Origin of the sequence: Psychrobacter sp. Sarcosine-3u-12, assembly GCF_002836005.1 — a bacterium.
Lineage (GTDB): Bacteria > Pseudomonadota > Gammaproteobacteria > Pseudomonadales > Moraxellaceae > Psychrobacter > Psychrobacter okhotskensis.
Genome location: NZ_PJBY01000092.1, coordinates 1 through 23863 on the forward strand (window position 1 = coordinate 1; position 23863 = coordinate 23863).

Genomic DNA, 23863 nt, shown 5'->3' on the forward strand with positions numbered 1-23863 from the left:
AGCGTATTAATCGGAGTTTATCATGACCAAGAAAATAAGAAGCTACAGTGACGAATTTAAAGCCGAGGCCGTCAAGAAGATAGCAGACAACAACGGTAATGTTTCAGCCACTGCCAAGCAACTTGGCATCGCCATGCAGACCTTATCTAATTGGCATAATAAAGCCAATCAAGGCAAGCTTATCGGTACAGAACAATATGATCCTGATCTTATGACGGCTCTTCAGGAAATAAAGCAGCTCAAACGACAGCTTAAAGTAGCCGAAGAGGAACGAGAGATACTAAGAAAGGCGACGGCGTACTTTGCCAATGAGGAGCGTTAAGAAACAGTCTGGGAGACTGTTTTAGTGACGCAAGACGTAGGGCTATGCACGCAGTGACAGTTAGTGAAGTACGCCTTTATCAAAAACAACGATCTCTTCTTTAGTATCACTACTATGTGTCGTGTACTAAAGGTTAAGCCATCAAGCTATTACGACTGGATAAATCGCGATATTAGTAAGCGAAAGATACATCGTAACCAGTCTGAGCTACTTGTCAGAGCGGCACATAGTGAAACTCGTGAGCGCTATGGTGCTGATCGATTGCACGCAAAGCTGGTAGAGCAAGGGCACGATATTAGCCTGTATATGGTCAGAAGCATTAAAGAAGAACATGGCATCAAATGCCGTCGCCACAAACGTTTTAAAGTCACCACGGACTCCGATCACAATAAGCTTGTCTATCCAAACATACTAAATCAGCAATTTGATGCTAAGCGTCCTAATGAATCGTGGGTCAGTGATATTACTTATATCTGGACCAATGAGGGCTGGTTGTATTTAGCTGGAGTCAAAGATTTATACACCAAAGAGCTTGTCGGCTATGCTATCAATAAGCGAATGACCGCAGATTTAGTATGTCGTGCACTCAATATGGCAATCAAAAATAAACGTCCAAGCCAAGGATTGATTGTGCACTCTGACAGAGGCAGCCAGTATTGCAGTCATGCCTATCACAAAATCATCAGGCAGCATCAGTTTACAGGCTCGATGAGTGGTAAAGGCAACTGCTTTGATAACGCTCCAATAGAAAGCTTCTGGGGCGTATTAAAGAATGAATTAGTATATCACCAAGACTATAAAACAAGATTTACAGCGATCAGCGATATCATTGGTTATATTGAGCTGTACTACAACCAAACGAGGATTCAAAAGAGTTTAGGCTATAAGTCGCCAAGACAGGTATGGTTTGACTATTATCGTCAAGCTGCTTGATTCAAATCTCCCAAGTTTAACTGTACGGATTTGACGGCAGGGGTCAGTTTTCTTAGTTAACATATTTATCTATAACCTAATTTTATGAGTTTTTAATGAAAGCCACTGTGTGAAATCTCTATAATTGTCAATCACCACAAGAGCCATTTAAACTCTTTATCTTTTGCATCCCATTCAAAGTTACTACCAAAATACTCTCTTCCATCGTACTTTATATGTTTGATTATGTCCGTATCTATATACTCATGATAATAAATTTCTAACTTTGTTGGGTCAAAATCACTACTAGATATAATCTGATTTTCCTCGAACTGTAGCCCTTCAGTGGTTTCCTTAGCCATAAATATAGCAGTATCTGAAGGTAAATCCATTATCACCCTAGTAGATGAACTAATACATTTTGTCTTAATTCCGAGTTTTTCTAAGGTACCTAAATCAAGGGAACATTCCCAATCATCATCTCCATTCTCTAAATCTACACTCAAAATACAGTCACTAGTTAATTCTGCGCCTGATATACACCACAAATTATCCATATCATACAGACAACCACCATCAACAAAATCGTGCTCTTTAGGTATTTTTAAATTACTTGATTCAGGATCGTCTAAATATTCAGCATATTCCTGTAAGTCAATGTCTTCATCTTCGAAATACTCATAAGTATTCTTTGCTACTGTACCAGCGTAAATAAATGTACCGTAACCTCTTAGTGCAATAATCATTACTATCTCCTCAATTAAATAGTGTACACATACGTTTGTTTTTTACCTTTTATTGAGATTACCAAAATAATTTTATATTGCATAGTATGTAGATCTTCTTTACGACATTATACGTCGTGTCCGACATAATTTGACTATTTAAGAGGTTTTGATAGGTTGTACAGCTCGCTACATTTTTTCCATATTCACTCATGTTTATACCTATCTGTGCAAAAGACTGAGCTATCCCAGCTGAAAATCTCCTATTATCTGCTCTTTGAAGTTATATTTTATTTGTCAATTTAAGAATTTTTTAGTCAAATTCTACAGATGCGTCATTTAATGTCGCACAGGACTCTCGAGTCATTGCAATAGAAATAGATTTAGACGATAGTAATACCAAACAACTATTCATCAAGGGGTGTTATATGAAAAAAATATGTCTGACATTAATTTTGGCAATCAGCAGTACTTATAGTTTCGCAGGACTGCCTGAGATGATGAATACTTATAATAATCCAAAAACTGCACCGAATGTATCCGAATGTAAAGGTGATATCTATTGCAATGGGTTTATCGCCTTATCTAAACAATGGAGAGATATTCCTGACTCTTATCGTTATGAGGGTGCCCATGACATTAAGTACTACGCCAAAAGAGGCTGGACTTATGATGATCAAGGACGAAATAGAGGGCTTTCTATGGGTTTTGGTTGGTCTGCAGATAGATCAAATCGCTTTATAGAAGGTGCAGAGTACTATACTGATAATAGAGGGTATATTCCTGACCACTATGAAGGGGGGTTAGCAGTATTGCTATATATAGAAGATAAAAATGGATGGACAAAATAATAGCCTTAACAATAAAAAACGTAGGAATATCAATGAATAAAAGTTTTTTAAAAACAGTGAGTGCTAGTCTATTAATTTTAATGTACTGCTCAGTTGCAAATGCAGATTTGCAGCGCTTTTATGAAGAGTCAACAGACAGCTGGGATTGTGGCTACAAAAATAGTTTGGGTGAAGTGGTGGTTCCTACTGGTCTGTTTGAGGCTTGTGGAGATTTTTCTGATGGTTTAGCTTATGTTGGAAAAATAAAAAAGGGCTACGATGAAGAAGGTAATCTAAGCTATAAAAACCTTCAGGGCTTTATTGATAACAAGGGTAGATTGGTTATTCCTGTTGAGCATGAAGCTAATGATACAGGTGTGGATACTGACTATAAGAGCTTTAGTGAAGGGCTAGTGGCTGTTTATCGTAATGGTAAGTATGGATATATGAATAAGCAACGAGAACTTATCATTCCCTATCAGTATCAGTCAGCAGAAGCATTTCAAGACGGGTTGGCAGTCGTAAGCTTGAAAGAGAAATATGGAGCTATTGATCAATCAGGAAAAACTATTGTTCCTTTTAAATTTAACTTTCTTCACTCTTATTCAGATGGACTGGCTCAGTATACTGAAAGTAATCATTGGAATAATGGCAGTCAATATGGTTTTGTTGATACCAATGGCAATATCTCAATTAAAGCAAAATGGGATCGTGCTTGTGATTTTTCAGAGGGTTTAGCAGCCGTTCGAGTGGGTGACTATGAGACTGGTAAATGGGGTGTTATCGATAAATCTGGTAATTTTATCGTGGAACCTAAGTACGATGCGCCCAATATTCAAACTTGGAGCGACGCATACTACGATGATTGCTACTACAAAGAAGGTAAAATAAATATGTATCAATACACTGATGCTAGTAAACCACACGAAAGTAGTATTACAAGATATACGCTTGACAATCAAGGTAATGTCATTAGTGAAACGTTCTATGCTAATTGGGATGCTGTTATCAAAAAATATGAATCCCAAAGTTGGTAAAAGTATATTAAGGAATACGCTATGAATAATTATGTTCAATCAGTCGCTATGCAGCCCTCTTGGATGACTCGTACTACACTAAACGATATAGGTCATTTGATTCAAAAAAGCACTTGGCAGTTTGAAGAGGATATTAATCTTGCTGATAAGATGAATCTTAGCGACGTACAAGAAACATCCGTTACCCGTATAAAATGCACTGAAAAATACAATACTTGGCAAGAGATGATAGCTTGTCAAGTTTATCAGCTATGCTGCGATAAAAGCTCATCTGAGTTTACAAAACAAGAGTTTTTAGACAGATTTGAGAACGATCTCGACAAAAGATGGCCTGGTAGGAAAGATATAGAGGGAACTGTTGTACATTGTTTAGGGGTGATGAGGAAAAACAATCAACTAGAGCAGTTAAGTAGAGATTCATATCGCTTATTGGATGAAAGCTCAGTACAAGGACTTGATGTTCAGACATCTCATGATGTTTTGACTACTGAAAAGAATAGAGATTCTTATAATGTAGACAGTATTATCAAAGACGGATGTTTTTTACCTAAGGCTAAAATCGAAAAAACACTCGAACGCCTAGAAGCTAAAAAAAATATAATCTTACAAGGACCTCCTGGGACTGGCAAAACGTGGCTAGCTAAGAGATTAGCCTTTGCCTTAATCGGTCAGCGTAATGACAATCAAATAAAAGCGGTACAGTTTCATCCAAATCTCTCTTATGAAGACTTCATACGTGGTTGGCGGCCCTCAGGGGAAGGTCGATTATCATTAGTAGATGGACCTTTTATGGAGATGATAAAAAAATCGATAGAAAATCCTGAAAAAGAGTATGTCATCGTCATTGAAGAGATTAATCGTGGCAACCCAGCCCAAGTATTTGGTGAGATGCTCACACTACTGGAAACGGACAAGAGAAACCCAGATGAAGCGTTAGAGCTATCTTATAAAAAGTCTGATGGTGAACGTGTATTCATACCTGAAAACTTATACGTTGTGGGAACTATGAACGTTGCCGACAGATCACTTGCACTAGTTGATCTCGCCTTGCGTCGCCGCTTTGCTTTTATTGACTTAGAACCTACACTTGGAAAAGCTTGGCAACGCTGGGTACACTCTCAAAATGGTATCGATATCGATTTCTTAAGACAGATTGATAGTCGTATGACTGACTTAAACAATGAGATCTCAGCAGACAAAAATCTTGGTGCGCAATTTCAGGTAGGACATAGTTATGTGACACCAGCTGGTAATATGAAAATCAATAATCAAAAAGCATGGTTTAGTGACGTTGTCGCAACAGAAATAGCGCCTTTACTGGATGAATACTGGTTCGATGATCTCGAAAAATCTCAAAAAGCTCAAAAGCATTTAGTTGAAGGCTTATAGTATGTCTATCAAGCTTGATGAAAAGAACGGGTATATTGGCAAAATACCCGTTCGTAATCTATGGTTACTCATGCTGTATGCTTCAGATATCTATAAAGAGCTTAATATAGCCAATGTCGCTGTTGAAGAAAACCCTGATGATATTCCAGAACTGGTTGCAGAAATACTGTGCCGCCGCGTTGAACGTCGCATTCAGCTAAACCTAAGTTATGCGTATCATCATCGTGAAGCAGTAGTTAGCCGAGTTCGTGGAAAAATAGACCTGCTTGACACTGAAAGAGGCAGGTTACTTGAGCGAGGTAAGATCTCCTGCAGCTTTGATGAGTTAACCATTGATACACCGCGTAATAAATATGTTAGGGCAGCTCTTGAGGTTATTTCTAAAGTCGTTAAACGAAAAGATTTGGCTCATCGGTGTCGATCGCTAGATATACGTCTAAGACGAATGGGGGTTAGTCAAATACGCCCTAGTCGTAGTGAAATATCATTGGATAGATTTGGAAGGCACGATGCTAAAGATAAGCCTATGGTGACGGCCGCACATCTTGCCTTTAATCTAGCACTGCCTACTGAGTCTAAGGGTTGCACTACTTTACCTTTACCTGATAGAGATGATCTGCCGTGGCTTCGCAAGCTTTTTGAAAAAGGCGTCGCTGGGTTTTATGATACAGTTCTGTCAAATCAATGTTATCGCGTCAGTGCAGGGAAAGTACTTAAATGGCAAATAGATGATAAAAGTTCAGGAATGGATAAGATTTTTCCTAATATGAAGACGGACATCATCATTGATAATACGGACTTGGCGTATCGCATTGTTATAGATACTAAGTTTAATGCTGTAGTTACAAGTGGATGGTATCGAGATGAAACGTTAAGAAGTGGGTATCTGTATCAGATGTATGCTTACTTGAGGTCTCAAGAGGACAGTAACGATCCTCTTAACAAGAATGCTTGTGGTCTATTTATTCATCCTTCGATAGGTGAGAATATCAATGAGTATGTCATTATTCAAAACCATAAAATAAGCTTTACTACTGTAGATCTAAACACTACAGCAAATGAGGTCCGAGAACAGTTATTGAAAATTGTGCAATGTAGCTTTAATGTCGAGCCTTTCCTAAAAACTGTGTAACTGCTTATAATCCACTAACCGGAGAATAAGCAACGACGAACCAATCTGACCTTAAAAAACTGGCCGAGCAAATGGCTGGTAGCATGAACAGCTTTGAGGATACCAAAGACTTTCAAAAGCAGCTCATGCAATCCTTTATCGACACTGCTCTTGAAGCTGAGATGGAAGACCATCTCGGCTACCCCAAGCATGAAAAAGCAGACAAGCCTAATAAGCGCAGTGGACACACTAAAAAGACCGTCCGCAGTGACACAGGCGATATTGAGATATCCACTCCTAGAGACCGTGATAGCAGCTTTGAGCCTGTGCTGGTCAGTAAGCATTAAACTCATATCTCAGGTCTTGACGATAAAATCATTTTTTTTACGTCAAAGGTCAAACTACCACTGAGATTGTCGAAACGGTTAAAGAGTTCTATGACGTCGATATCTCAAGCAGCTTAGCTTCAAGAGTCACTGACAACATCTTGGAAGACATCACCGCTTGGCAGAACCGGCCATTAAACTTTGTTTATCCTATCGTCTATTTGGACTATATTGTCGTTAATGTACGTTAAGACAAGCAGGTCAACAACAAAGCCATTTACTTAGCCTTAGGCATCAACTCTAGCGGTAAGAAAAAGCTGCTTGGCATATGGCTATCTACTTCTTATTAGTAATAGTAAATTTGCTCAGCAAGTCATATAGTCTTTTATCTGGATAATCTTTCTCTTACTGATATGGCTTACTCAGCTGATTTAATTTTATTAAAGATTTAGAAATCGGTATTAGTTGATATTAGAAGCTATTCTGATTGAATAACTAGTACTTATAGTATTTCCTAGAGTTGCATAACTTACTTGCTCTAGAGCTTTCTGAGACCTATATGGACTGAACAGCTCATCAAGAGTGTAATAAAAACCACCATCATTTACTCCGAACATATAATCAAAAAATATTTTTGCCATCGCAGATTGAGGGTGGCTAAAGTTACGACAAGCTATATTGGGAGTCCAACTACCGCTATATAGCTTATCGAAAATTCTCTCGATATTGTCAGAAATAGAGTTTGATGCACGCTTTCTAGTAATATTTGGTTTTTGCACATATGCAGCTGCACTTTCAACCGCTTCATAAATTATATAATGTATGGTCGATACAGAGTATTCAGCTAAACATGCTCTGAGAATGCTAATTAGCTTGTCGCCAATAGGCGGTGCTAGATCGTTCAGTCTTGACCTAGTGATTAGGTAGTTTAAACACTCTCCTAGCTGTACCTTTTCACACCAGCTCTTAAATTGACTATCCGCTACTAGAGCACTGGTATTTTTTCTAGATTTAGCGTTTATCGAGATTTTAGTAAGATTCTCAATACTATAAGAAAACTCAAAAATCGCTTGATAGAAATCTACTTCTAACTCTTGTTCTTCGTCGATGGTTACGTATTTGTAGCTATTTTCAGGAGCGAGTATAAGCAGATTTCGCTTAAAGAGATGATGTAGTATCTCTTCATCTAATTTAGAGAACGGTGATAGAGGTAATAATAAATTATCGCGTAGAGAAACTGTAGTTCTAAGATTCTCTACCCCTAAGCTCTCTACTGTCGCAGCAAGTAAAAACCTATCCACATCGTTAAGTGCAGTTAATACAGGGATGTTGGTTAATTGAATATCTCTGTAGTAGTTAATGTATGCTAGAACGTCCTGTTTATACTCTTCTGCTAAACGATCTTGCTTAAGATTATATTCTAAATACTCTTGATTCCTTCTCTCTTGAAACGTATCCCAACAATCATCACACCGCCAACTATCAGGTTTTAATTGAGTAAGCTGTGAACGAGTATGGCAAATCTTAGTTGTACCGCAGTCTATGCATTGACAGTCCAGTACGACAAGATGAGCATTTATTTTAACGATACTAGGTATATCCTGATGCTTAACATCAAACTCTTGACCTATCTCTTTACAGGTATATATAAAACCACTTCGTTTGTCGGCTTCTCTTAGCCAGTACCTCTCACAGATCAGCTTATTAGTTTCTGTTATATCTGACTGATACTCTAGTTTAGTTTTCACGCTCACCTCTCAATACCGACTATATCCCGTGGATATTGTAGCTTACCACTGTGAGTATTGCTATCTTTAGCAGTGGTTAATGAGATGACAACAGATGAGCGTATGATTGCCTTTGGAAAGCGTGTCCGTGAGATGCGAAAAAGCAAAGGAATATCCCAAGAAAGATTGGCGGAGATGGCAGGTATTGATCGTAGCTATATGGGAAACATTGAGCGTGGAGAGAAAAACATTACTCTGAAGAAAGCGTATGAAATATGCGATGCGTTAGATATTGAGATACGAAATTTAGTCTAAAGCACCTATTATTGTTTTAAATCATTCGCCTGATCTTGCCATTAACGGCAGATTAAAAAAGCGTTCACCTACTACAGCTAAAGACCTAGCTTTATATAAGGTGTACCCTATCGAATACAGACAGAAAATGTTACTTGTATTTATATCAAAAACGATTTTTATAGTCTGGGTACAAGCTGAATTTCTACGACAAGGATAGATGGAGAAAAATCTACCTAAACTGCTCCATGATATGGGATGTACTAATTTTATTTTGGATTTACTATAAAAGAAAACAATATTCTAATATTTGCTATAATCAATTTATCAATAATTAAATACTGAAAATTATGTTGCCTATTTTTCAAACACTGAATGGAGCACCATGGCGCATTTTGCCTCCAGGTGAGCATCCTGCTACCTTACAAGAAGTCAAAGAGCTTTTAGCGTTTAACAGTCATAGGCTTAACTTATTTAATGGTCTTGTATCTGCAGCTAGTTTACTCGCTCAATCAGGGTGCCAATATTTATATCTTGATGGAAGTTATGTAACAGAAAAGGATATACCTAGTGATTTTGATGCTTGTTGGAGTATTGAGGAAGTTGACTTAGATTCACTTGACCCTATTATTTGGAATATTGAAAACGGTACTATTGCCCAAAAAGAACGGTTTGGAGGAGAGCTTTATCCTAACTGTACAGAAGGAGCTTCTGGAAAATTATTTAAGGAGTTTTTTAAGAATGAAAAACATACAAATCAGGAAAAAGGGATTATCGTCATAGACCTTCAAACTGAATTTTATGTTTTTTCTCAAGGAGTATAGAAAATGATCTTAAACTCTTTTGAATTTCATTTAACGGAACAGAAAATCGAGAAAATAAGAGCAACTGTTTCCGAAGTGGACAAAAAAAAATTTGACACTTCTATAAGCCCTATTTTACTAAAAATAGAGCTTAATTCATTAAACGCGCTCTTAAATAATTTAGTCGAGCAAAGAGATTATTATCTGGAAATTAGTAGAAATTTTAAGAACAAAAATCCCATCAGAGAAGATGTAATAAAATCTCCAGAAAATCTAGTCTATATAAGAATAGCAAATGATATTTCTCAAGAAGAAATAGCTGCTATTTTAAGGACTAATGTTGAAGAAGTAAAAAGGCAAGAGGCATATCTAAATAAAAATTTAGATGTTATTTCCTTGTTAAAGATAAATGACTATTTGAAAGAAAAAATATCTAGTAATTTAGATGCTAATAGCTCTCAGGTTTCTTGGGATAAATTTCCAATTAGAGAAATGCTAAGACGCGGATGGTTGCCGTCGGGAGATGCTGATCCAATAAGTTATATTAAAGGACTAGTTACAGATATTTTTGGAAATGGTAAGTATGAAGTAGCATTACATAGGAAGTTTAGCTTTAATGGAAATTTTCCTAGTGAGTATTCACTATTTGCATGGCAAATTCAGGTTCTCAAAAAAGCAAAAGAAATATCAGAGCAAAGCAAAGTCCCCAAGTTTAATAAAGACTTGTCTTGGTTAAATCAGTTAGTTAGAATTTCTACAGACTCAAAGGGACCTCTCAAGGCTCAGGAGTTTCTTTTATCAAAAGGAATAATATTGATTGTAGAGCCACATTTACCATCTACGTATCTTGATGGTGCTGCAATGCTTCTACCTAACACATCCACTCCTGTAATAGCCCTTACATTACGATATGATCGCTTAGATAATTTTTGGTTTGTTCTTTTACATGAATTGGGGCATGTTTTTCTTCATTTGAATGATGAGCGAATCGCTATATTTGATGAAGATGTTGGCATGACTACTGATCAGATAGAAAGTGAAGCTGACAATTTTGCTCTGAACAACCTAATTCCAGCAGAACAATGGGATGTATGTATGTGTAGATTTTATTTAAATGAAGAGACATTAAAAGAAGATGCCGAAAATTTCAATATTCATCCAAGCATAATTGCTGGAAGAATAAGAAAAGAAAACAATAACTATCAAATATTTAATGAGCAAATAGGATCAAAACAAGTACGGAAACTTTTTTGGGATAACAACTATGATTTTGAGTAAGTATTATGTTCCTTTTTTAAAGTGGCGACAAAGTGAATACCAGGCATTATATAAGCTCAAAGAAGAAATTAAGGATTTTATTGTACCTTATATAATCTTACCTCCCCTTGAATATGATTTTGAAGCAAAGTGTTTAAAGAAAACTATTCAAGAGCACATTGAACCTATGCCAGATAGAATTGAAAAGAAATGGGGTACTAGACCAGCTCTTTTAGATTTTCATAATAGTATAGAAGAAGAGATCATGGATAATGGGGAGAGTGTTGTAAAATACGTATATACCAAAGCTCTTGCTATGGGATGTAAGCTAATTCCAGTTATATCACTCCAAAAATCCAATACTTATTTAGTAGAAATCAAATCAGTTGTTATCACTCAAAAATGTGGCATTGTGTTGAGGCTTTTTTTAGAAGACTTGGATAAATTAACTATAAATAATGAAATTGACAAATTATTAAGTTTTTTTGATTTTGGCATAGGTGATATCGACCTGATTATTGATTTAAGAACACCTGACAAGTTTGAGCCATACCCTTTATTTTCCAATCTAATTTATACGAAAATTTCTTATATAAACAATCTTAAAGATTATCGCTCTTTTGTTATAGCAGCAAATTCATTAGATTTAGGAGAAATCAAGCAGCCAGGAGGAGTTTTTACTCGTCATGAGTGGATGCTATACCCTTATCTTGTAAATAAATTCAAAGAAAAAACACCAACTTTTAGTGATTACACAACTGACAATATAAAATTTCTTCCTCAAATAGATATGAGGAAGATTAATCCGTCAGCAAAATTAATTTATACACTACCTCATGAGTGGCATGTATTAAAGGCTAAAGCATTTAGAGGAAATACAAAGCAGATGCTTAACCTTTGCTCAAATGTTATTAACCTACCAGAGTACAAAGGTATCGCCTTTTGTGACGGCGATAAGCGAATTTATGATACCGCTAATGGAACAGCAAACTTTGGCAACTTAGGAACATGGAAGCAAGCTGCTATTAACCATCATATGACAAAGGTTGTGCATCAACTCTCCAGTTACCACGCTTCAATAATTTAGTTTTAATTTCCAAAGCTAACTGTTGAATAGTCATAAATACATTCAATTGCTCATACAATTCTTTTCTAGATTTATGCTCAAGCCTTTCTGTAACACCAGATCGATAGAGTAAATCGATAACCTCTGCCTTCCATAGGATGTGAGCTAAACTTAAAAATTCTACGTGTGGATTAATTTTTGCTCGCCTAATTGAGCAAAAGCTTACGCCACCTCTAGGACCTTTAGTTGCTAAAATAAGCCCGCACCATTCGGGAGTTGAGTTCATTACATCTTTATAATGGTTTTCAGCTACAACAAAAGTAACTTTTTGCAGGCTTTTTGAATACTGTAATAACTGATTTGGCAGTCTGAGTAAATTATCTTTAGAACTTTTAATTTCATACCCATGGATGTAGTTAGCAAACAAGGCTATATCTATTCGATTACGACCATGTTCTAAAGATAGTTCATCAACTACTAAATGTTCACTCTTAGCGTAGTATTGTCTTTGCAATCGATTGTGCAAAGCATGACGGATATCTTGCTCATTTGTTGCATTCATTTTTTTGAAGTATCCAAACCTGACCTATAGTGCAAATATTTATTATAAAACGATAAGCATCAGTATGCTCTTTTACATAGCCCCGTAAAGCGCCATTGAGTAGTGCGATGGAGATTATATTCTAACTGTTTTAGGTTTTAAATTCTGTTTCCAGATGTGTATATCATTGGTAGTACCAAGCTGGCAGAAAACAGGAGCTTCCCTTATGATCATATCATTGGTAATGCCAAGTATGAACTGTTTAACAAAGTCTACTCAATCGGTCATACTTTATTTATCTAAGATCTGTGCAGTTTAGTTTGCACATCACAATTATATCAAATACGCTAGATTACTGTATGGTTGAGAGCATATCGGGCTATAAATAATAAACATATGTTAAAGTATCAATTATCCCTAACGCTAGCTAGATAGGAAGCCTACTGCCATGGCTGGTATCAACAAATTAGAGTTATCTGAAACAGATATTATCAGCAAGTTCATTCTACCTGCCATTAAAAGCTCAGGCTGGGATGACATGACCCAAATTCGCGAGGAAGTGAAGCTTCGTGATGGTAAAGTTATCGTACGTGGTCAGATGGCAGTGCGTAAAACAGTCAAGTCTGCTGATATTGTTCTGTATCACAAGCCTAATCTGCCGCTTGCTGTTATTGAGGCCAAAGCGAACAAACACTCTATTGGTAAAGGAATGCAGCAAGCACTTGATTATGCTGGGCTACTCGAAGTGCCGTTTATATTTTCATCTAATGGTGATGGCTTTATTTTTCATGATAAAACCAATACCACTACCCTTGAAACAGAAGTTTCACTAGCAGACTTCCCGACGCCAGCTGAGCTATGGGATAAGTACTGTCAGTGGAAAGGTTATATGCAAGCTCAACTGCCTATTATCACTCAAGACTATCACGATGATGGCAGTGGTAAGTCACCACGCTACTATCAGTTACAAGCCATCAATAAGACCATAGAAGCAGTCTCTCGTGGACAGGATCGCATCCTGCTCGTAATGGCAACAGGGACGGGTAAAACTTACACTGCATTTCAAATCATCTGGCGTCTGTGGAAGGCTAGAGAAAAGAAACGTATCTTGTTTTTAGCAGATCGTAATATTTTGGTCGATCAAACTCGGGTTAATGACTTTCAGCCTTTTGGCACTGCGATGACCAAAATAGAAGGCCGTACGGTTGATCCAGCCTTCGAGATTCATCTTGGCTTATATCAGGCGTTAACAGGTCCAGAAGAGCATCAGAAAGCCTTTAAACAGGTTGCACCAGACTTCTTTGACCTGATTGTCATTGACGAGTGCCACCGAGGTAGCGCTGCTGAAGACAGTGCTTGGCGTGAGATATTGGAATACTTTCATAGCGCGACACAAGTAGGCTTAACAGCGACCCCTAAAGAGACTAAAGAAGTCTCTAACTCTTATTATTTTGGGGATCCTCTTTATACTTATACCTTAAAACAAGGCATTGAAGATGGATTTTTAGCGCCCTATAAAGTAATTCGAATTGATATCGATGTCGATCTACATGGTTGGCGTCCAACCAAAGGACAGACAGATAAGCGTAATGAGTTGATTGAAGATCGTATCTATAACCAAAAAGATTTTGATCGCACTTTAGTGATTGATGAGCGTACTGAATTGGTGGCTCAGACCATCACTAGCTACCTTCAGCGTACTGACCCAATGGCCAAGACCATTGTATTCTGTAATGACATTGATCATGCAGAGCGAATGCGCCGTGCTTTGATTAACTGCAATCCAGAGCAGGTCAAAAAGAACGAAAAGTATGTCATGAAAATCACGGGTGATGATGAGTTAGGCAAAGCGCAGCTTGATAACTTCATCAATCCAAAGAAACCTTATCCAGTGATAGCGACAACGTCGGAGCTGATGACGACTGGTGTCGATGCCCAAACCTGTAAGCTAATCGTCTTAGATCAAAACATCAAATCGATGACCAAGTTTAAGCAAATTATTGGCCGTGGGACTCGTATCAATGATAAATATGGCAAACTATGGTTTACGATTCTCGACTTCAAAAAAGCAACTGAGCTATTTGCCGATGAGCGCTTCGATGGTACTCCTGAGCGTGTTATGAAAATGACACCATCACAGGTCAATGGAGGCAGTGATGAGCTAGATGAGATGGTAGATGGTGAATCAGGGGCCGAATTAGAGGAGACTTATGATACTAAAACGTCTCACAACAACGAAGGTGACAATGACTCCCATATGGGCGGCAGTGACGTTGATACAGGTGACGACCTTGGCGGCAGTGAGCCAGCGAAAAAATACTATGTGAAAGGTGTAGCTGTAAAAGTAACGGCACAGCGTATCCAGTATTATGATACTGATGGTAAGCTAGTCACCGAGTCTTTTCAGGACTATACTCGCAAAACTTTCACTAAGCAGTTCGCTAGTTTGGACGAGTTTACCAAGCGTTGGAACGATACTGAGCGCAAACAAACCATCATTGATGAGCTGGCAAATGCTGGTATTATTTGGGAAGCACTACAGGAAGAGGTCGGTTCAGACATGGACCCCTTCGACCTAATTTGCCATGTGGTATATGACCAGCCACCCTTGACGCGTCGTGAACGTGCGAATGAAGTTAAGAAGCGCAATTACTTTACCAAGTATTCAGACACTGCTCAAAAAGTACTAAATGCCTTGCTCGATAAGTATGCTGATGCGGGTGTAGAAGAGATCGAAAGCCTAAACGTGCTTAAAGTAAAACCACTTGATCAATTAGGTAGTCCGATGGAAATTGTCAGAGAAGGCTTCGGTAGTAAACAAGATTATCAGCAAGCCATTAGTGATCTTGAAAGTGAAATCTATTGGGCACCGCCACCCAAACAAGCTTAAGCAACTAGAAAAAATTAGCTACAATCCATATATCTAAGCCTCTTATTGAGGCTTGTTTTATTCGTACTATTTATGAAAATCTATCGTTTATTGAAAAGAGAAACAACATGTCAATCAGTTCAGTTATTAAGTCTATTCAAGATATCATGCGTCAAGATGCTGGTGTCGATGGCGATGCTCAGCGTCTAAGCCAGTTGTCATGGTTATTGTTTCTCAAGATATTTGATGCGCAAGAAGAAGCGCTTGAGTTCGAACAAGAAAACTATAAGACCCCCATCCCTGAGAAATACCTTTGGCGTAACTGGGCAGCTGATTCCGAAGGCATCACTGGTGATGAGCTACTAGAGTTTATAAACGACGAGCTATTTGCTGATTTAAAGAACCTAACGGCACCAGTAGATACCAACCCACGTGGCTTTGTCGTGCGTCAAGGTTTGAGCGATGCCTACAACTACATGAAAAACGGCACACTACTACGCCAAGTGATTAATAAACTCAACGAAGTGGACTTCAATCGTTCGGACGAACGTCATCTATTTGGTGATATTTATGAGCAACTGCTACGTGATTTACAAAGTGCGGGCAATGCAGGTGAGTTTTATACCCCTCGTGCCGTGACACGCTTCATCGTTGACCGTGTAGATCCAAAGCTCGGTGAGCGCGTCATGGATCCAGCCTGTGGTACAGGTGGCTTTTTGGCATGTTCATTCGATCATGTCAAAAACAATTATGTTGAAACTGCTGAAGATCATCAGATACTACAAAAACAAATTTTGGGTGTCGAAAAGAAACAACTGCCGCATTTGCTTTGCACGACCAATATGATGCTGCATGGTATCGAAGTACCCGTACAGATACGCCACGATAATACCCTAAATAAGCCGCTGTCGAGCTGGGACAGTGATATTGATGTCATCGTAACCAACCCACCTTTTGGCGGCACTGAAGAAAGTGGAATTGAAACGAACTTCCCAGCAGAATTTCAAACACGCGAAACGGCAGATTTGTTTTTACAATTAATCATTGAGGTCTTAAAAGATAAAGGTCGCGCTGCTGTTGTACTACCTGATGGCACCTTGTTTGGTGAAGGAGTAAAAACCAAGCTAAAGAAAATGCTGACAGAAGAATGTAATCTGCATACCATCGTGCGCTTACCAAACGGTGTGTTTAACCCTTATACGGGTATTAAGACCAATATTCTCTTCTTTACTAAAGGTCAGCCAACCAAAGATATTTGGTTTTATGAGCATCCTTATCCTGAAGGCGTCAAAAACTATAGTAAAACCAAACCAATGAAGTTTGAAGAGTTTCAAACCGAGATTGATTGGTGGGGCAATGAATCTGACGGCTTCGCCAGTCGTGTTGAAAATGATCACGCTTGGAAAGTTGACTTCAGCAGTAAGCGTAAAACAGCTGAAAAAGACGCAAAGCCACACTGGGACAAAGCAACAGTACTCTTAGGTGAAGTCAGTGCTTTAGAGCCTAATCTTAAAGTGTTACGTGCAGAACTAAAAGCTGCCAGCGATGAGTTAAAGCCTGATAACCTAAAAAAAGTTGAAGCGCTAGAAACTAAAATCAATAATCTGCGCCGTGATGCTAACAATAGCCAACAGGCTGGCGATAGTATATTCAATGCTATATTTAACTTTGATATAAAAAATCCGTTTGTTGATCAGGTCATTGATTATGACCCTAATAAATTACTCGCTGACTATGCCAAACAACAACAGAGTATCGATACTTTACGCAGCCAATTAAAAGATGTACTGGGCGCTGCGCTGTCTGCTAACACGACAGAGGACAAGTAGCTATGAATGTAAAAACGAGCTTAGAGGTGGGTAAAGACGCAAACAAACCAGAGCAGTTGATCACTGAACATATCGATATCTGGACTAGCGCTATACTGGCTAAATCGACTAGTGGGCGTGGCAGTAGCAAAAAGTATGAGCTATACGGCATTAGCAAATTACGTGAGCTGATTTTGGAGTTAGCAGTACGTGGCAAGCTAGTGCCGCAGGATGCTAATGATGAGTCTGCCTCTGTTTTGTTAGAAAGAATAGCGGCTGAAAAAGCTCAGTTGATTAAAGATAAGAAGATTAAGAAGACTAAAGCAGATGGTAAAGTTAATGAAGATGAAAAACCTTTTGAGCTTCCTCGTAAGTGGCAGTGGACTCGACTTAACTTTATAACAGAGATAAACCCACGTAATACGAATGTTGATGATAAAACTAAAGCATCATTTGTTCCAATGACTCTAATCACTACATCATACGATGGAGTACATGATTCTGAATCAAGGCCTTGGAGTGAAATAAAGAAAGGTTATACCCATTTTGCTAATGGCGATATTGCTATTGCGAAAATAACACCTTGTTTTGAAAATAGTAAAGCTGCTATTTTTCGTAATTTAGAAAATGGTATTGGCGCAGGGACAACAGAACTCCATGTTGCGCGTCCTTTTGGAGAGCAAGTTGAAAGAAATTTTCTTCTTTTATATTTTAAATCACCTAACTTCTTAACTATGGGACAAAAGCTTATGACTGGCTCTGCTGGACATAAAAGAGTCCCAAGAAGTTTTTTTGAAAGCAATCCTATTCCACTTCCACCGCTTGCAGAACAAAAACGCATCGTCGCTAAAGTCGATGAACTCATACTGTTATGTGATCAGCTAGAGCAGCAAACCGAAGCCAGTATCGAGGCTCACGCTACGCTTGTAGAAGTATTATTAGCCATGTTGACAGATAGCGTGGATGCTGATGAGCTAGCACAAAACTGGGCAAGAATTGCTGAGCATTTTGATAGCCTATTTACCACTGAGCAAAGCATCGACGCTCTAAAGCAAACGGTATTGCAATTGGCAGTAATGGGTAAGTTAGTTCCACAAAACCCAGACGATGAACCTGCTTCAGTATTGTTAGAAAACATAGCTAAAGAAAAAGAGCAGTTGATTAAAGATAAGAAGATTAAGAAACAAAAAACATTACTATCAATTACTGATGAAGAAACACCATTTGAACTACCATATGGCTGGGAGTGGTGCTGTTTAGGTAACTTGACAACGATTCGTGGAGGAAAGCGTTTACCAAAAGGTTATCAGTTAACAACTGAAAAAACTCCTTATATCTATATCCGAGTTACTGATATGAGAAATGGAAGTATTAGGGATGATGATATTCATTATATTTCTAAAGAAGTCCAATCTCAAATTAGTAATTACATCATTACACAAGATGATATTTATATGACAATAGTTGGCGCTACTATTGGAAAGTGTGGTTTAGTACCTTCTAAATTTAATGGTATGAATTTAACTGAAAATGCTGCTCGCATAATCCCATTTTATGGCGTAGAAAAAAATTATTTATTTAAATGCTTAGATAGTTCATTTGCTCAAAAACAATTTTTTGATAAGACTAAACAAGTAGGTGTTCAAAAAATGGCACTAAATAGGCTTTCAAGCACTAAAATACCTTTGCCTCCTCTAGCTGAACAACATCGCATCGTTGCTAAAGTCGATGAACTAATGGCTATTTGCGATCAGCTAAAAGAGAAGCTACAGCAATCTCAAGAGACGCAAGTTCAGCTTACCGATGCGTTGATTGATCGGGCTTTAGGCTGAGTTTTAGTGTTGGGCTAAGTGTTTTATATGTCTTGATAAGATATAATATCTCTTATCAAGGCATTCTACTCGGTAAATCGAATAATGTTAGTGTTGCTGCGAAGGATAACTGACCGTTTACACAGTCCGTATTGTGCAGAATTAAAAATGCACAGTCAAAATATAGCGCTCTACATTAGAAAATAAAACGACTTGTGCATAAATTAGGGGTTGTAAATTTCATCGGTGTGCCGTTCAATATCGCTAGCTATGCGCTGTTGACCCATATGGTCGCGCAAGTTTGCGGACTAGAGGTTGGTGAATTTATCTGGACGGGTGGCGATTGTCATATTTACCAAAACCACCGTGAGCAAGTCGAGCTGCAACTGACACGTGAGCTCTATACGCTTCCAACATTAACACTTAACCCTGAGGTTGATGATATTTTTGCTTTTAAATATGAAGATATCACCGTCGATGGCTACAAGTCGCATCCTGCTATCAAAGCAAAGGTTGCTGTATAGCATTTGTCTGACTGAATATTTTAAATAAGAATAGCATTTTATAGATAATAAAAAGGATACGTTATGAGTTATGCCCACACTGAAGTCGCCCAAGTTGCTGCTATCAGTAGCAATCGTTGTATCGGTAAAGACAATGCACTGCCGTGGCATATCTCAGCAGACTTGCAGCACTTTAAAAAAATGACGACCAAAGATAACGATGGCGCTATTCAAGGTATCGTCATTATGGGGCGTAAGACTTTTGAGTCAATGGGCAGCAAGCCGTTGCCAAAGCGGGTAAGCTTTATCATCAGCACTCAGATGGATTATGCTGACCAACAAGGCCTTGTGGGCAAAAACAACGCTTATGTCGTACATAATTTAGATGATGCCTTAACGCAGGCGGCAAGTCTGGCACATGGTGCGCACCTTGATACGATTTGGGTCATTGGCGGTGAGCGGGTATTTAAAGAAGCGATGATGTATACCGATCGCATTGAGCTGACTCATGTAGATACCGAAATCGCTGATGGTGAAGCCTTTTATCCTAAAATACCGAATGACTTTACAGTGGCAGAAGAGTCTGAGCAGATGCACGATGAAAAGAGTGATTTAGATTTTAGATTTGTGACTTATAAAATAAAAGCTGCTGAATAACTGTCGCTCACTCATTAGAAATGATTGAAAAATTGGGGCTGTCTTAGATATTTCTAGGACAGCCCTTTTTTTACGATCAATCAGATTACTCATGCAATACTTTATAAACCGTTTTCGCCAAAATGGGACCAATCCCCTGCACGCCTGCCAGCTCTTGTTGTGATGCTCCAAGCAATTGCTGCATTCCGCCAAAGTGATTCAGCAAGTCACGACGACGCTTTTCACCAAGCCCCGGTATGACCTCTAGCACTGATGATGAACGGCGCTTATCACGCTTCTTACGGTGCGCTGTGATGGCAAAACGATGGGCTTCATCACGAACGTGCATCAATAAATGCAACGCCTTGCTATCCATTGGCAAATCAAGCGGCTCATGATCGATAAAGTGCAATACTTCAAGTCCGGCCTTACGCCCCTCACCTTTTGCCACACTAATGAGCAGCGTATCATTAAGAATACCCAACTCGGTCAATACCTCTTTAGCGATGCCAAGTTGACCTTTACCACCATCAATCAGCAATAAATCAGGCAGCGGCTGCTTCTTATAACGCCGTGTCAGCACTTGCTTCATCGCGGCATAGTCATCGCCACCGACAATATCATGGATGGCATACTGACGATAATCACGGCGACGTGATCCACCTTGGTCAAAGACAACGCAGCTACCGATGGTCGCCTCACCCATCGTATGCGAGATATCAAAGCATTCAATTCTATCAATCGTTCGCTCAGTGACATCGGCCAATACGTCTTTCAATGCGCCAAATCGCGAATGCAGCTCTAAATAATCCCCCAACTTAGTCTTAAGCGCATTATTCGTGTTCAATTTTGCCAAATCTAACCATTCGGCACGATGTTCACGTACGTTGGTTTTGATGACGACTTTGCTACCAAAATGGCTGGCCAGCGCTTCACTCACTGCAACTTGATCAGGTAGCTCATGAGTTAACATAATTTCTGCTGGCAAGTCATCCGTCACCTGAAAGTAGAACGAGGTAATAAAGGCAGATAAATTATCAGCAAGCGGCTCGCTACTATCGACGTCAGGAAAATAGTTCTTACCGCCAAGCACACGCCCGCCACGGACGGTCAGTACGTTGACACAGGTCATGCCTGCCTGACTGGCAATAGCAATCACATCGGCCTCGCCCTGCACAGTATAAACGGCTTGCTTAGCTTGGACTTCACGCAGCATAGACAGCTGGTCACGATAAAAGACCGCCTTTTCAAAGTCTAATTCTTCGGCGGCACCTTCCATCTTTTCAATCAAAGCACTATGAATGTCGCTAGAGTCGCCTTTGAGAAAGCGAATGGTGTTATTCACATCCTCTGCATATTCTTCTGGCGATACCAAGCCCACGCAGGGCGCACGGCAACGCTTAATCTGATACTCAAGACAAGGGCGCTTACGTTGCTTGAAAAAGGTATTGGTACATTGGCGCATCTGAAACATTTTTTGCATCAAAACCAATGTCTCTTTTGCCGCGTGAGCAGAGGGAAAAGGCCCAAAGAAGCGACCTTTTTGGTGATTGCCCTTACCGCGTCCATACGCCAGCCGTGGATAAGGCTTATCCGCTGAAATAAACACATACAGATAAGATTTGTCATCACGCAGTAGCACGTTATAAGGTGGACGGTACTCTTTAATCAGGTTTTGCTCGAGTAGTAGCGCTTCGGTCTCACTACGGGTAATAATGGTCTCTATATTATGTATCCGCGCCACCAATGCCCGTGTTTTTGGGTGGTCAATCGTCTTAGCGAAGTAGCTGTTGACGCGGCTTTTAAGCGATTTGGCTTTACCGACATATAAAATATCGCCATTCTTACCCAGCATTTTATAAACACCTGGCAAATTTGGCAGGCGCTGAATCAAATGCTTTAGACGAGCTTTTTTATCATCGACGGGACTTGTTTCTGAGACGGTTACCATAGAATTTATTGTTCTCAAGATACTGATATATAGCTGTTTATGGGGCGATAGCGAAAGTTTTGCAAGGCAACTATCAGTGTAACGTCAGACAGAAAAAAAGCCAGCACCAAGCTGACTTTTTCTATAGTTTAAAATGCTACTTGTATTTTATAAAGCGCTGCTAGTGGCGAAAATTAGACACTAGCGCTGGAATACCCGGTAACATACCGACAATAGCCATCACGCCAGTCAATATCACAAAAGTAATCACAGGAATAATCCAACGGCTCATCTTTGATAAATTCGCACTACGTTCTTTAGAACCAATTAACCCTAGATTATCAAGCACAAGGGTAATCGACCAACCAAAGGCAGGATTCACCAGTGCCGATGCAAAGACGACAATCGCAGCAGACTGCGTGGTTTTTCCTTCGCGTGTCATCTCCATACCTGCCTCAAGTAACGGAATAAAAACGCCGACAATCAGTGCCACACACATCACGGGCTCCCAAATAGCCAAGTCCATTGGATAGCCCCAGATACCTGCGATAACACAGAACAACCCTGTCAATACGGCACCTGCAGGAATAGGACGCTTAGCAATCGCTGCTGGCACAATATATGTACCCCATGATGAGGCAAAGTTTGCACCGCCCAATACTGAGCCTGCCACCTGACGAATAGAGGCACTGGTCATCGTATCATCGATATCCATTAACACACGCTCAGTGCGTTTTGGATAGCTGATTTTTTGGAACACCTGATGCCCTAAAAAATCTGGCGACCACATCGCCACTGCTAATACTGCAAACGGTAGCACCACGATAAAGCTTTCAACGGTTGGCAGACCAAGCATCCAACCTGTATCTTCACCCCACCAATACATTGGGCTCATATTTGGTAAGCCTGGCCCTGTTTCAAAAGCAAAGGGTGCGCCCATGGCAAAAGCTACTCCACCACCTAACAAGCAGCTAAGTGGCACTGCCAGCCAACGCTTTTGGAAGTTCTCTAACACCGCATACAGTATAATGGTCAATAAAATCACTACGAAGGCAATATGCGCCATGCCGATGCCTTCTGCCCAAGCAAAGAGGTTTTTGACTTGTGAGGTAGTACCAATAAAGCCTAGATAAAGCAATAAACCACCGCACACACCTTTACTGGTCAAGTTTGCCAGTAGACTCCCCCCTTTGCTAATCGCCAGTAATAAGCCAAAAGCACCGATGAGCAGACCAAAAGCCATCGGATGCCCACCAGCGGCAACCACGATAGGGATGAGCGGAATCAGTGGACCATGCGTACCAGCAAGGTTGGCGGTCGGTAGCAGAAATCCTGAGAATAAAATAACGAAGAACGAGACAATCAATAGCTCATAACGGACGTTTTCTAGGACAAAAGCATCGCTTAACCCAAGTGGCCCTGCAAAAGTGGCGGCAATAGCGCCCACCATAACCACTTTACCAATGGTCGCTGCCATCGCCGGAATGGTATCTTCATACTCAAAACGATAATCACGGAACGGCAAGTTCATGCGCCAGCGTTTTGGCTGCATAATCTGTAGTTCATGATTGAGATAATCATCACGGCTATCAAAGCTTGAGCTTGGCTTATGCAAATCAACATAGCTGCCTGATAGGTCGTTGTGGTGATCGGACGAATTTGGCGGTTGCGCATCGGACCCTGAAACGGGAATCTGGAGGTCACTCATCACACTTCCTTATGTCGACTGATAGGTTTATGCCCTACCGATTTATTTGGCTAGTGCCTGATAAATCCAATCGGTCAAAGCAAATTTGCGGGTATTGTAAGTCATCGACCGCCATAATGCGAGTTTTTATTGTTTAAAAGAGACCATTTGTATCATTATTAATGGCATATGATGATGAACATAACCATGTGATGAAGAGATAAAATAAAAAAGTATGATATTGTGTAACGAACGTACTAATAGAAAATAATCGAGTAC

19 protein-coding genes and 2 pseudogenes are annotated in these 23863 nt (G+C 39.5%); 16 read left to right on the top strand and 5 right to left on the bottom strand.

The window, feature by feature from the left end; genetic code table 11:
- Positions 1–22 precede the first annotated feature (22 nt).
- Positions 23–1255 (top strand): annotated as a pseudogene (locus CXF65_RS06120) (IS3 family transposase).
- A gap of 131 nt (positions 1256–1386) precedes the next feature.
- Here the strand turns inward: CXF65_RS06120 and CXF65_RS06125 are convergent.
- On the bottom strand, positions 1387–1980 hold the full coding sequence (locus CXF65_RS06125) for a hypothetical protein (RefSeq protein ID WP_101211414.1): 594 nt from the start codon (positions 1978–1980) through the stop codon (positions 1387–1389).
- 407 nt (positions 1981–2387) lie between these two features.
- On the opposite strand from CXF65_RS06125, the gene CXF65_RS06130 reads away from it, so the two are divergent.
- The 6 genes from CXF65_RS06130 to CXF65_RS15195 all read left to right on the top strand — a co-directional run bounded on the left by CXF65_RS06130 (position 2388) and on the right by CXF65_RS15195 (position 6903).
- A complete protein-coding gene (locus CXF65_RS06130) occupies positions 2388–2810 on the top strand; it encodes a hypothetical protein (RefSeq protein ID WP_101211415.1) in 423 nt (140 codons plus the stop codon).
- 32 nt (positions 2811–2842) lie between these two features.
- Complete coding sequence (locus CXF65_RS06135; RefSeq protein WP_198551974.1) at positions 2843–3826, top strand: WG repeat-containing protein; 984 nt, start codon at positions 2843–2845, stop codon at positions 3824–3826.
- A 21-nt stretch (positions 3827–3847) separates the two neighbouring features.
- On the top strand, positions 3848–5215 hold the full coding sequence (locus tag CXF65_RS15185) for an AAA family ATPase (protein WP_101211417.1): 1368 nt from the start codon (positions 3848–3850) through the stop codon (positions 5213–5215).
- 1 nt (position 5216) lies between these two features.
- Positions 5217–6347, top strand: coding sequence for a 5-methylcytosine-specific restriction endonuclease system specificity protein McrC (gene mcrC / locus CXF65_RS06145; RefSeq protein WP_101211418.1), 1131 nt, complete (start codon positions 5217–5219; stop codon positions 6345–6347).
- An 83-nt stretch (positions 6348–6430) separates the two neighbouring features.
- A complete protein-coding gene (locus tag CXF65_RS15190) occupies positions 6431–6673 on the top strand; it encodes a transposase (RefSeq protein WP_264754730.1) in 243 nt (80 codons plus the stop codon).
- A 65-nt stretch (positions 6674–6738) separates the two neighbouring features.
- A complete protein-coding gene (locus CXF65_RS15195; protein WP_101211420.1) occupies positions 6739–6903 on the top strand; it encodes a transposase in 165 nt (54 codons plus the stop codon).
- A 210-nt stretch (positions 6904–7113) separates the two neighbouring features.
- Here CXF65_RS15195 and CXF65_RS06160 read toward each other — a convergent pair whose 3' ends face one another.
- Positions 7114–8400 carry a hypothetical protein gene (locus CXF65_RS06160; protein WP_101211421.1) on the bottom strand — a complete coding sequence of 429 codons (1287 nt, stop codon included), beginning with the start codon at positions 8398–8400 and terminating at the stop codon, positions 7114–7116.
- Between the two features lie 84 nt (positions 8401–8484).
- On the opposite strand from CXF65_RS06160, the gene CXF65_RS06165 reads away from it, so the two are divergent.
- The 4 genes from CXF65_RS06165 to CXF65_RS06180 all read left to right on the top strand — a co-directional run bounded on the left by CXF65_RS06165 (position 8485) and on the right by CXF65_RS06180 (position 11820).
- A complete protein-coding gene (locus CXF65_RS06165; RefSeq protein ID WP_101211422.1) occupies positions 8485–8694 on the top strand; it encodes a helix-turn-helix domain-containing protein in 210 nt (69 codons plus the stop codon).
- Positions 8695–9023: 329 nt separating this feature from the next.
- Complete coding sequence (locus CXF65_RS06170; protein ID WP_101211423.1) at positions 9024–9497, top strand: DUF6932 family protein; 474 nt, start codon at positions 9024–9026, stop codon at positions 9495–9497.
- 3 nt (positions 9498–9500) lie between these two features.
- The gene (locus tag CXF65_RS06175) at positions 9501–10754 is read left to right on the top strand and encodes an ImmA/IrrE family metallo-endopeptidase (RefSeq protein ID WP_101211424.1); all 1254 of its coding nucleotides are present in this window, start codon (positions 9501–9503) and stop codon (positions 10752–10754) included.
- Positions 10741–11820, top strand: a complete 1080-nt coding sequence (locus CXF65_RS06180; protein ID WP_101211425.1) for a beta family protein — start codon at positions 10741–10743, stop codon at positions 11818–11820. The genes CXF65_RS06175 and CXF65_RS06180 overlap by 14 nt, the downstream gene beginning before the upstream one ends.
- Here the strand turns inward: CXF65_RS06180 and CXF65_RS14945 are convergent.
- Positions 11759–12361: a sce7726 family protein gene (locus tag CXF65_RS14945; RefSeq protein ID WP_157824044.1), complete on the bottom strand. Its 603-nt coding sequence runs from the start codon at positions 12359–12361 to the stop codon at positions 11759–11761. The two genes, CXF65_RS06180 and CXF65_RS14945, sit on opposite strands and share 62 nt — an antisense overlap.
- 436 nt (positions 12362–12797) lie before the next feature.
- On the opposite strand from CXF65_RS14945, the gene hsdR reads away from it, so the two are divergent.
- The 5 genes and pseudogenes from hsdR to CXF65_RS06210 all read left to right on the top strand — a co-directional run bounded on the left by hsdR (position 12798) and on the right by CXF65_RS06210 (position 19988).
- Positions 12798–15230, top strand: coding sequence for an EcoAI/FtnUII family type I restriction enzme subunit R (gene hsdR / locus CXF65_RS06185; RefSeq protein ID WP_198551976.1), 2433 nt, complete (start codon positions 12798–12800; stop codon positions 15228–15230).
- A 107-nt stretch (positions 15231–15337) separates the two neighbouring features.
- A pseudogene (locus CXF65_RS06190) lies at positions 15338–16759 on the top strand (N-6 DNA methylase); the annotation flags it as partial.
- A gap of 281 nt (positions 16760–17040) precedes the next feature.
- On the top strand, positions 17041–18849 hold the full coding sequence (locus CXF65_RS06200; RefSeq protein WP_101211427.1) for a restriction endonuclease subunit S: 1809 nt from the start codon (positions 17041–17043) through the stop codon (positions 18847–18849).
- A gap of 194 nt (positions 18850–19043) precedes the next feature.
- A complete protein-coding gene (thyA, locus tag CXF65_RS06205; protein ID WP_101211428.1) occupies positions 19044–19352 on the top strand; it encodes a thymidylate synthase in 309 nt (102 codons plus the stop codon).
- A 63-nt stretch (positions 19353–19415) separates the two neighbouring features.
- Complete coding sequence (locus CXF65_RS06210; protein ID WP_101211429.1) at positions 19416–19988, top strand: dihydrofolate reductase; 573 nt, start codon at positions 19416–19418, stop codon at positions 19986–19988.
- 85 nt (positions 19989–20073) lie between these two features.
- On the opposite strand, the gene uvrC is transcribed toward CXF65_RS06210, so the two are convergent.
- Together uvrC and CXF65_RS06220 are read right to left on the bottom strand one after the other, a co-directional pair.
- Positions 20074–21918, bottom strand: a complete 1845-nt coding sequence (uvrC, locus tag CXF65_RS06215; protein WP_101211430.1) for an excinuclease ABC subunit UvrC — start codon at positions 21916–21918, stop codon at positions 20074–20076.
- A gap of 160 nt (positions 21919–22078) precedes the next feature.
- Positions 22079–23605, bottom strand: coding sequence for a DUF3360 family protein (locus tag CXF65_RS06220; RefSeq protein ID WP_101211431.1), 1527 nt, complete (start codon positions 23603–23605; stop codon positions 22079–22081).
- Between the last annotated feature and the right edge of the window lie 258 nt (positions 23606–23863).

Coding starts and splice junctions, on each gene's coding strand:
- CXF65_RS06125 (WP_101211414.1), bottom strand. CDS start 1,980: ATGATTATTGCACTAAGAGGTTACGGTACATTTATTTACGCTGGTACA.
- CXF65_RS06130 (WP_101211415.1), top strand. CDS start 2,388: ATGAAAAAAATATGTCTGACATTAATTTTGGCAATCAGCAGTACTTAT.
- CXF65_RS06135 (WP_198551974.1), top strand. CDS start 2,843: ATGAATAAAAGTTTTTTAAAAACAGTGAGTGCTAGTCTATTAATTTTA.
- CXF65_RS15185 (WP_101211417.1), top strand. CDS start 3,848: ATGAATAATTATGTTCAATCAGTCGCTATGCAGCCCTCTTGGATGACT.
- mcrC (WP_101211418.1), top strand. CDS start 5,217: ATGTCTATCAAGCTTGATGAAAAGAACGGGTATATTGGCAAAATACCC.
- CXF65_RS15190 (WP_264754730.1), top strand. CDS start 6,431: ATGAACAGCTTTGAGGATACCAAAGACTTTCAAAAGCAGCTCATGCAA.
- CXF65_RS06165 (WP_101211422.1), top strand. CDS start 8,485: ATGACAACAGATGAGCGTATGATTGCCTTTGGAAAGCGTGTCCGTGAG.
- CXF65_RS06170 (WP_101211423.1), top strand. CDS start 9,024: ATGTTGCCTATTTTTCAAACACTGAATGGAGCACCATGGCGCATTTTG.
- CXF65_RS06175 (WP_101211424.1), top strand. CDS start 9,501: ATGATCTTAAACTCTTTTGAATTTCATTTAACGGAACAGAAAATCGAG.
- CXF65_RS06180 (WP_101211425.1), top strand. CDS start 10,741: ATGATTTTGAGTAAGTATTATGTTCCTTTTTTAAAGTGGCGACAAAGT.
- CXF65_RS14945 (WP_157824044.1), bottom strand. CDS start 12,361: ATGAATGCAACAAATGAGCAAGATATCCGTCATGCTTTGCACAATCGA.
- CXF65_RS06200 (WP_101211427.1), top strand. CDS start 17,041: ATGAATGTAAAAACGAGCTTAGAGGTGGGTAAAGACGCAAACAAACCA.
- CXF65_RS06210 (WP_101211429.1), top strand. CDS start 19,416: ATGAGTTATGCCCACACTGAAGTCGCCCAAGTTGCTGCTATCAGTAGC.
- uvrC (WP_101211430.1), bottom strand. CDS start 21,918: ATGGTAACCGTCTCAGAAACAAGTCCCGTCGATGATAAAAAAGCTCGT.
- CXF65_RS06220 (WP_101211431.1), bottom strand. CDS start 23,605: ATGAGTGACCTCCAGATTCCCGTTTCAGGGTCCGATGCGCAACCGCCA.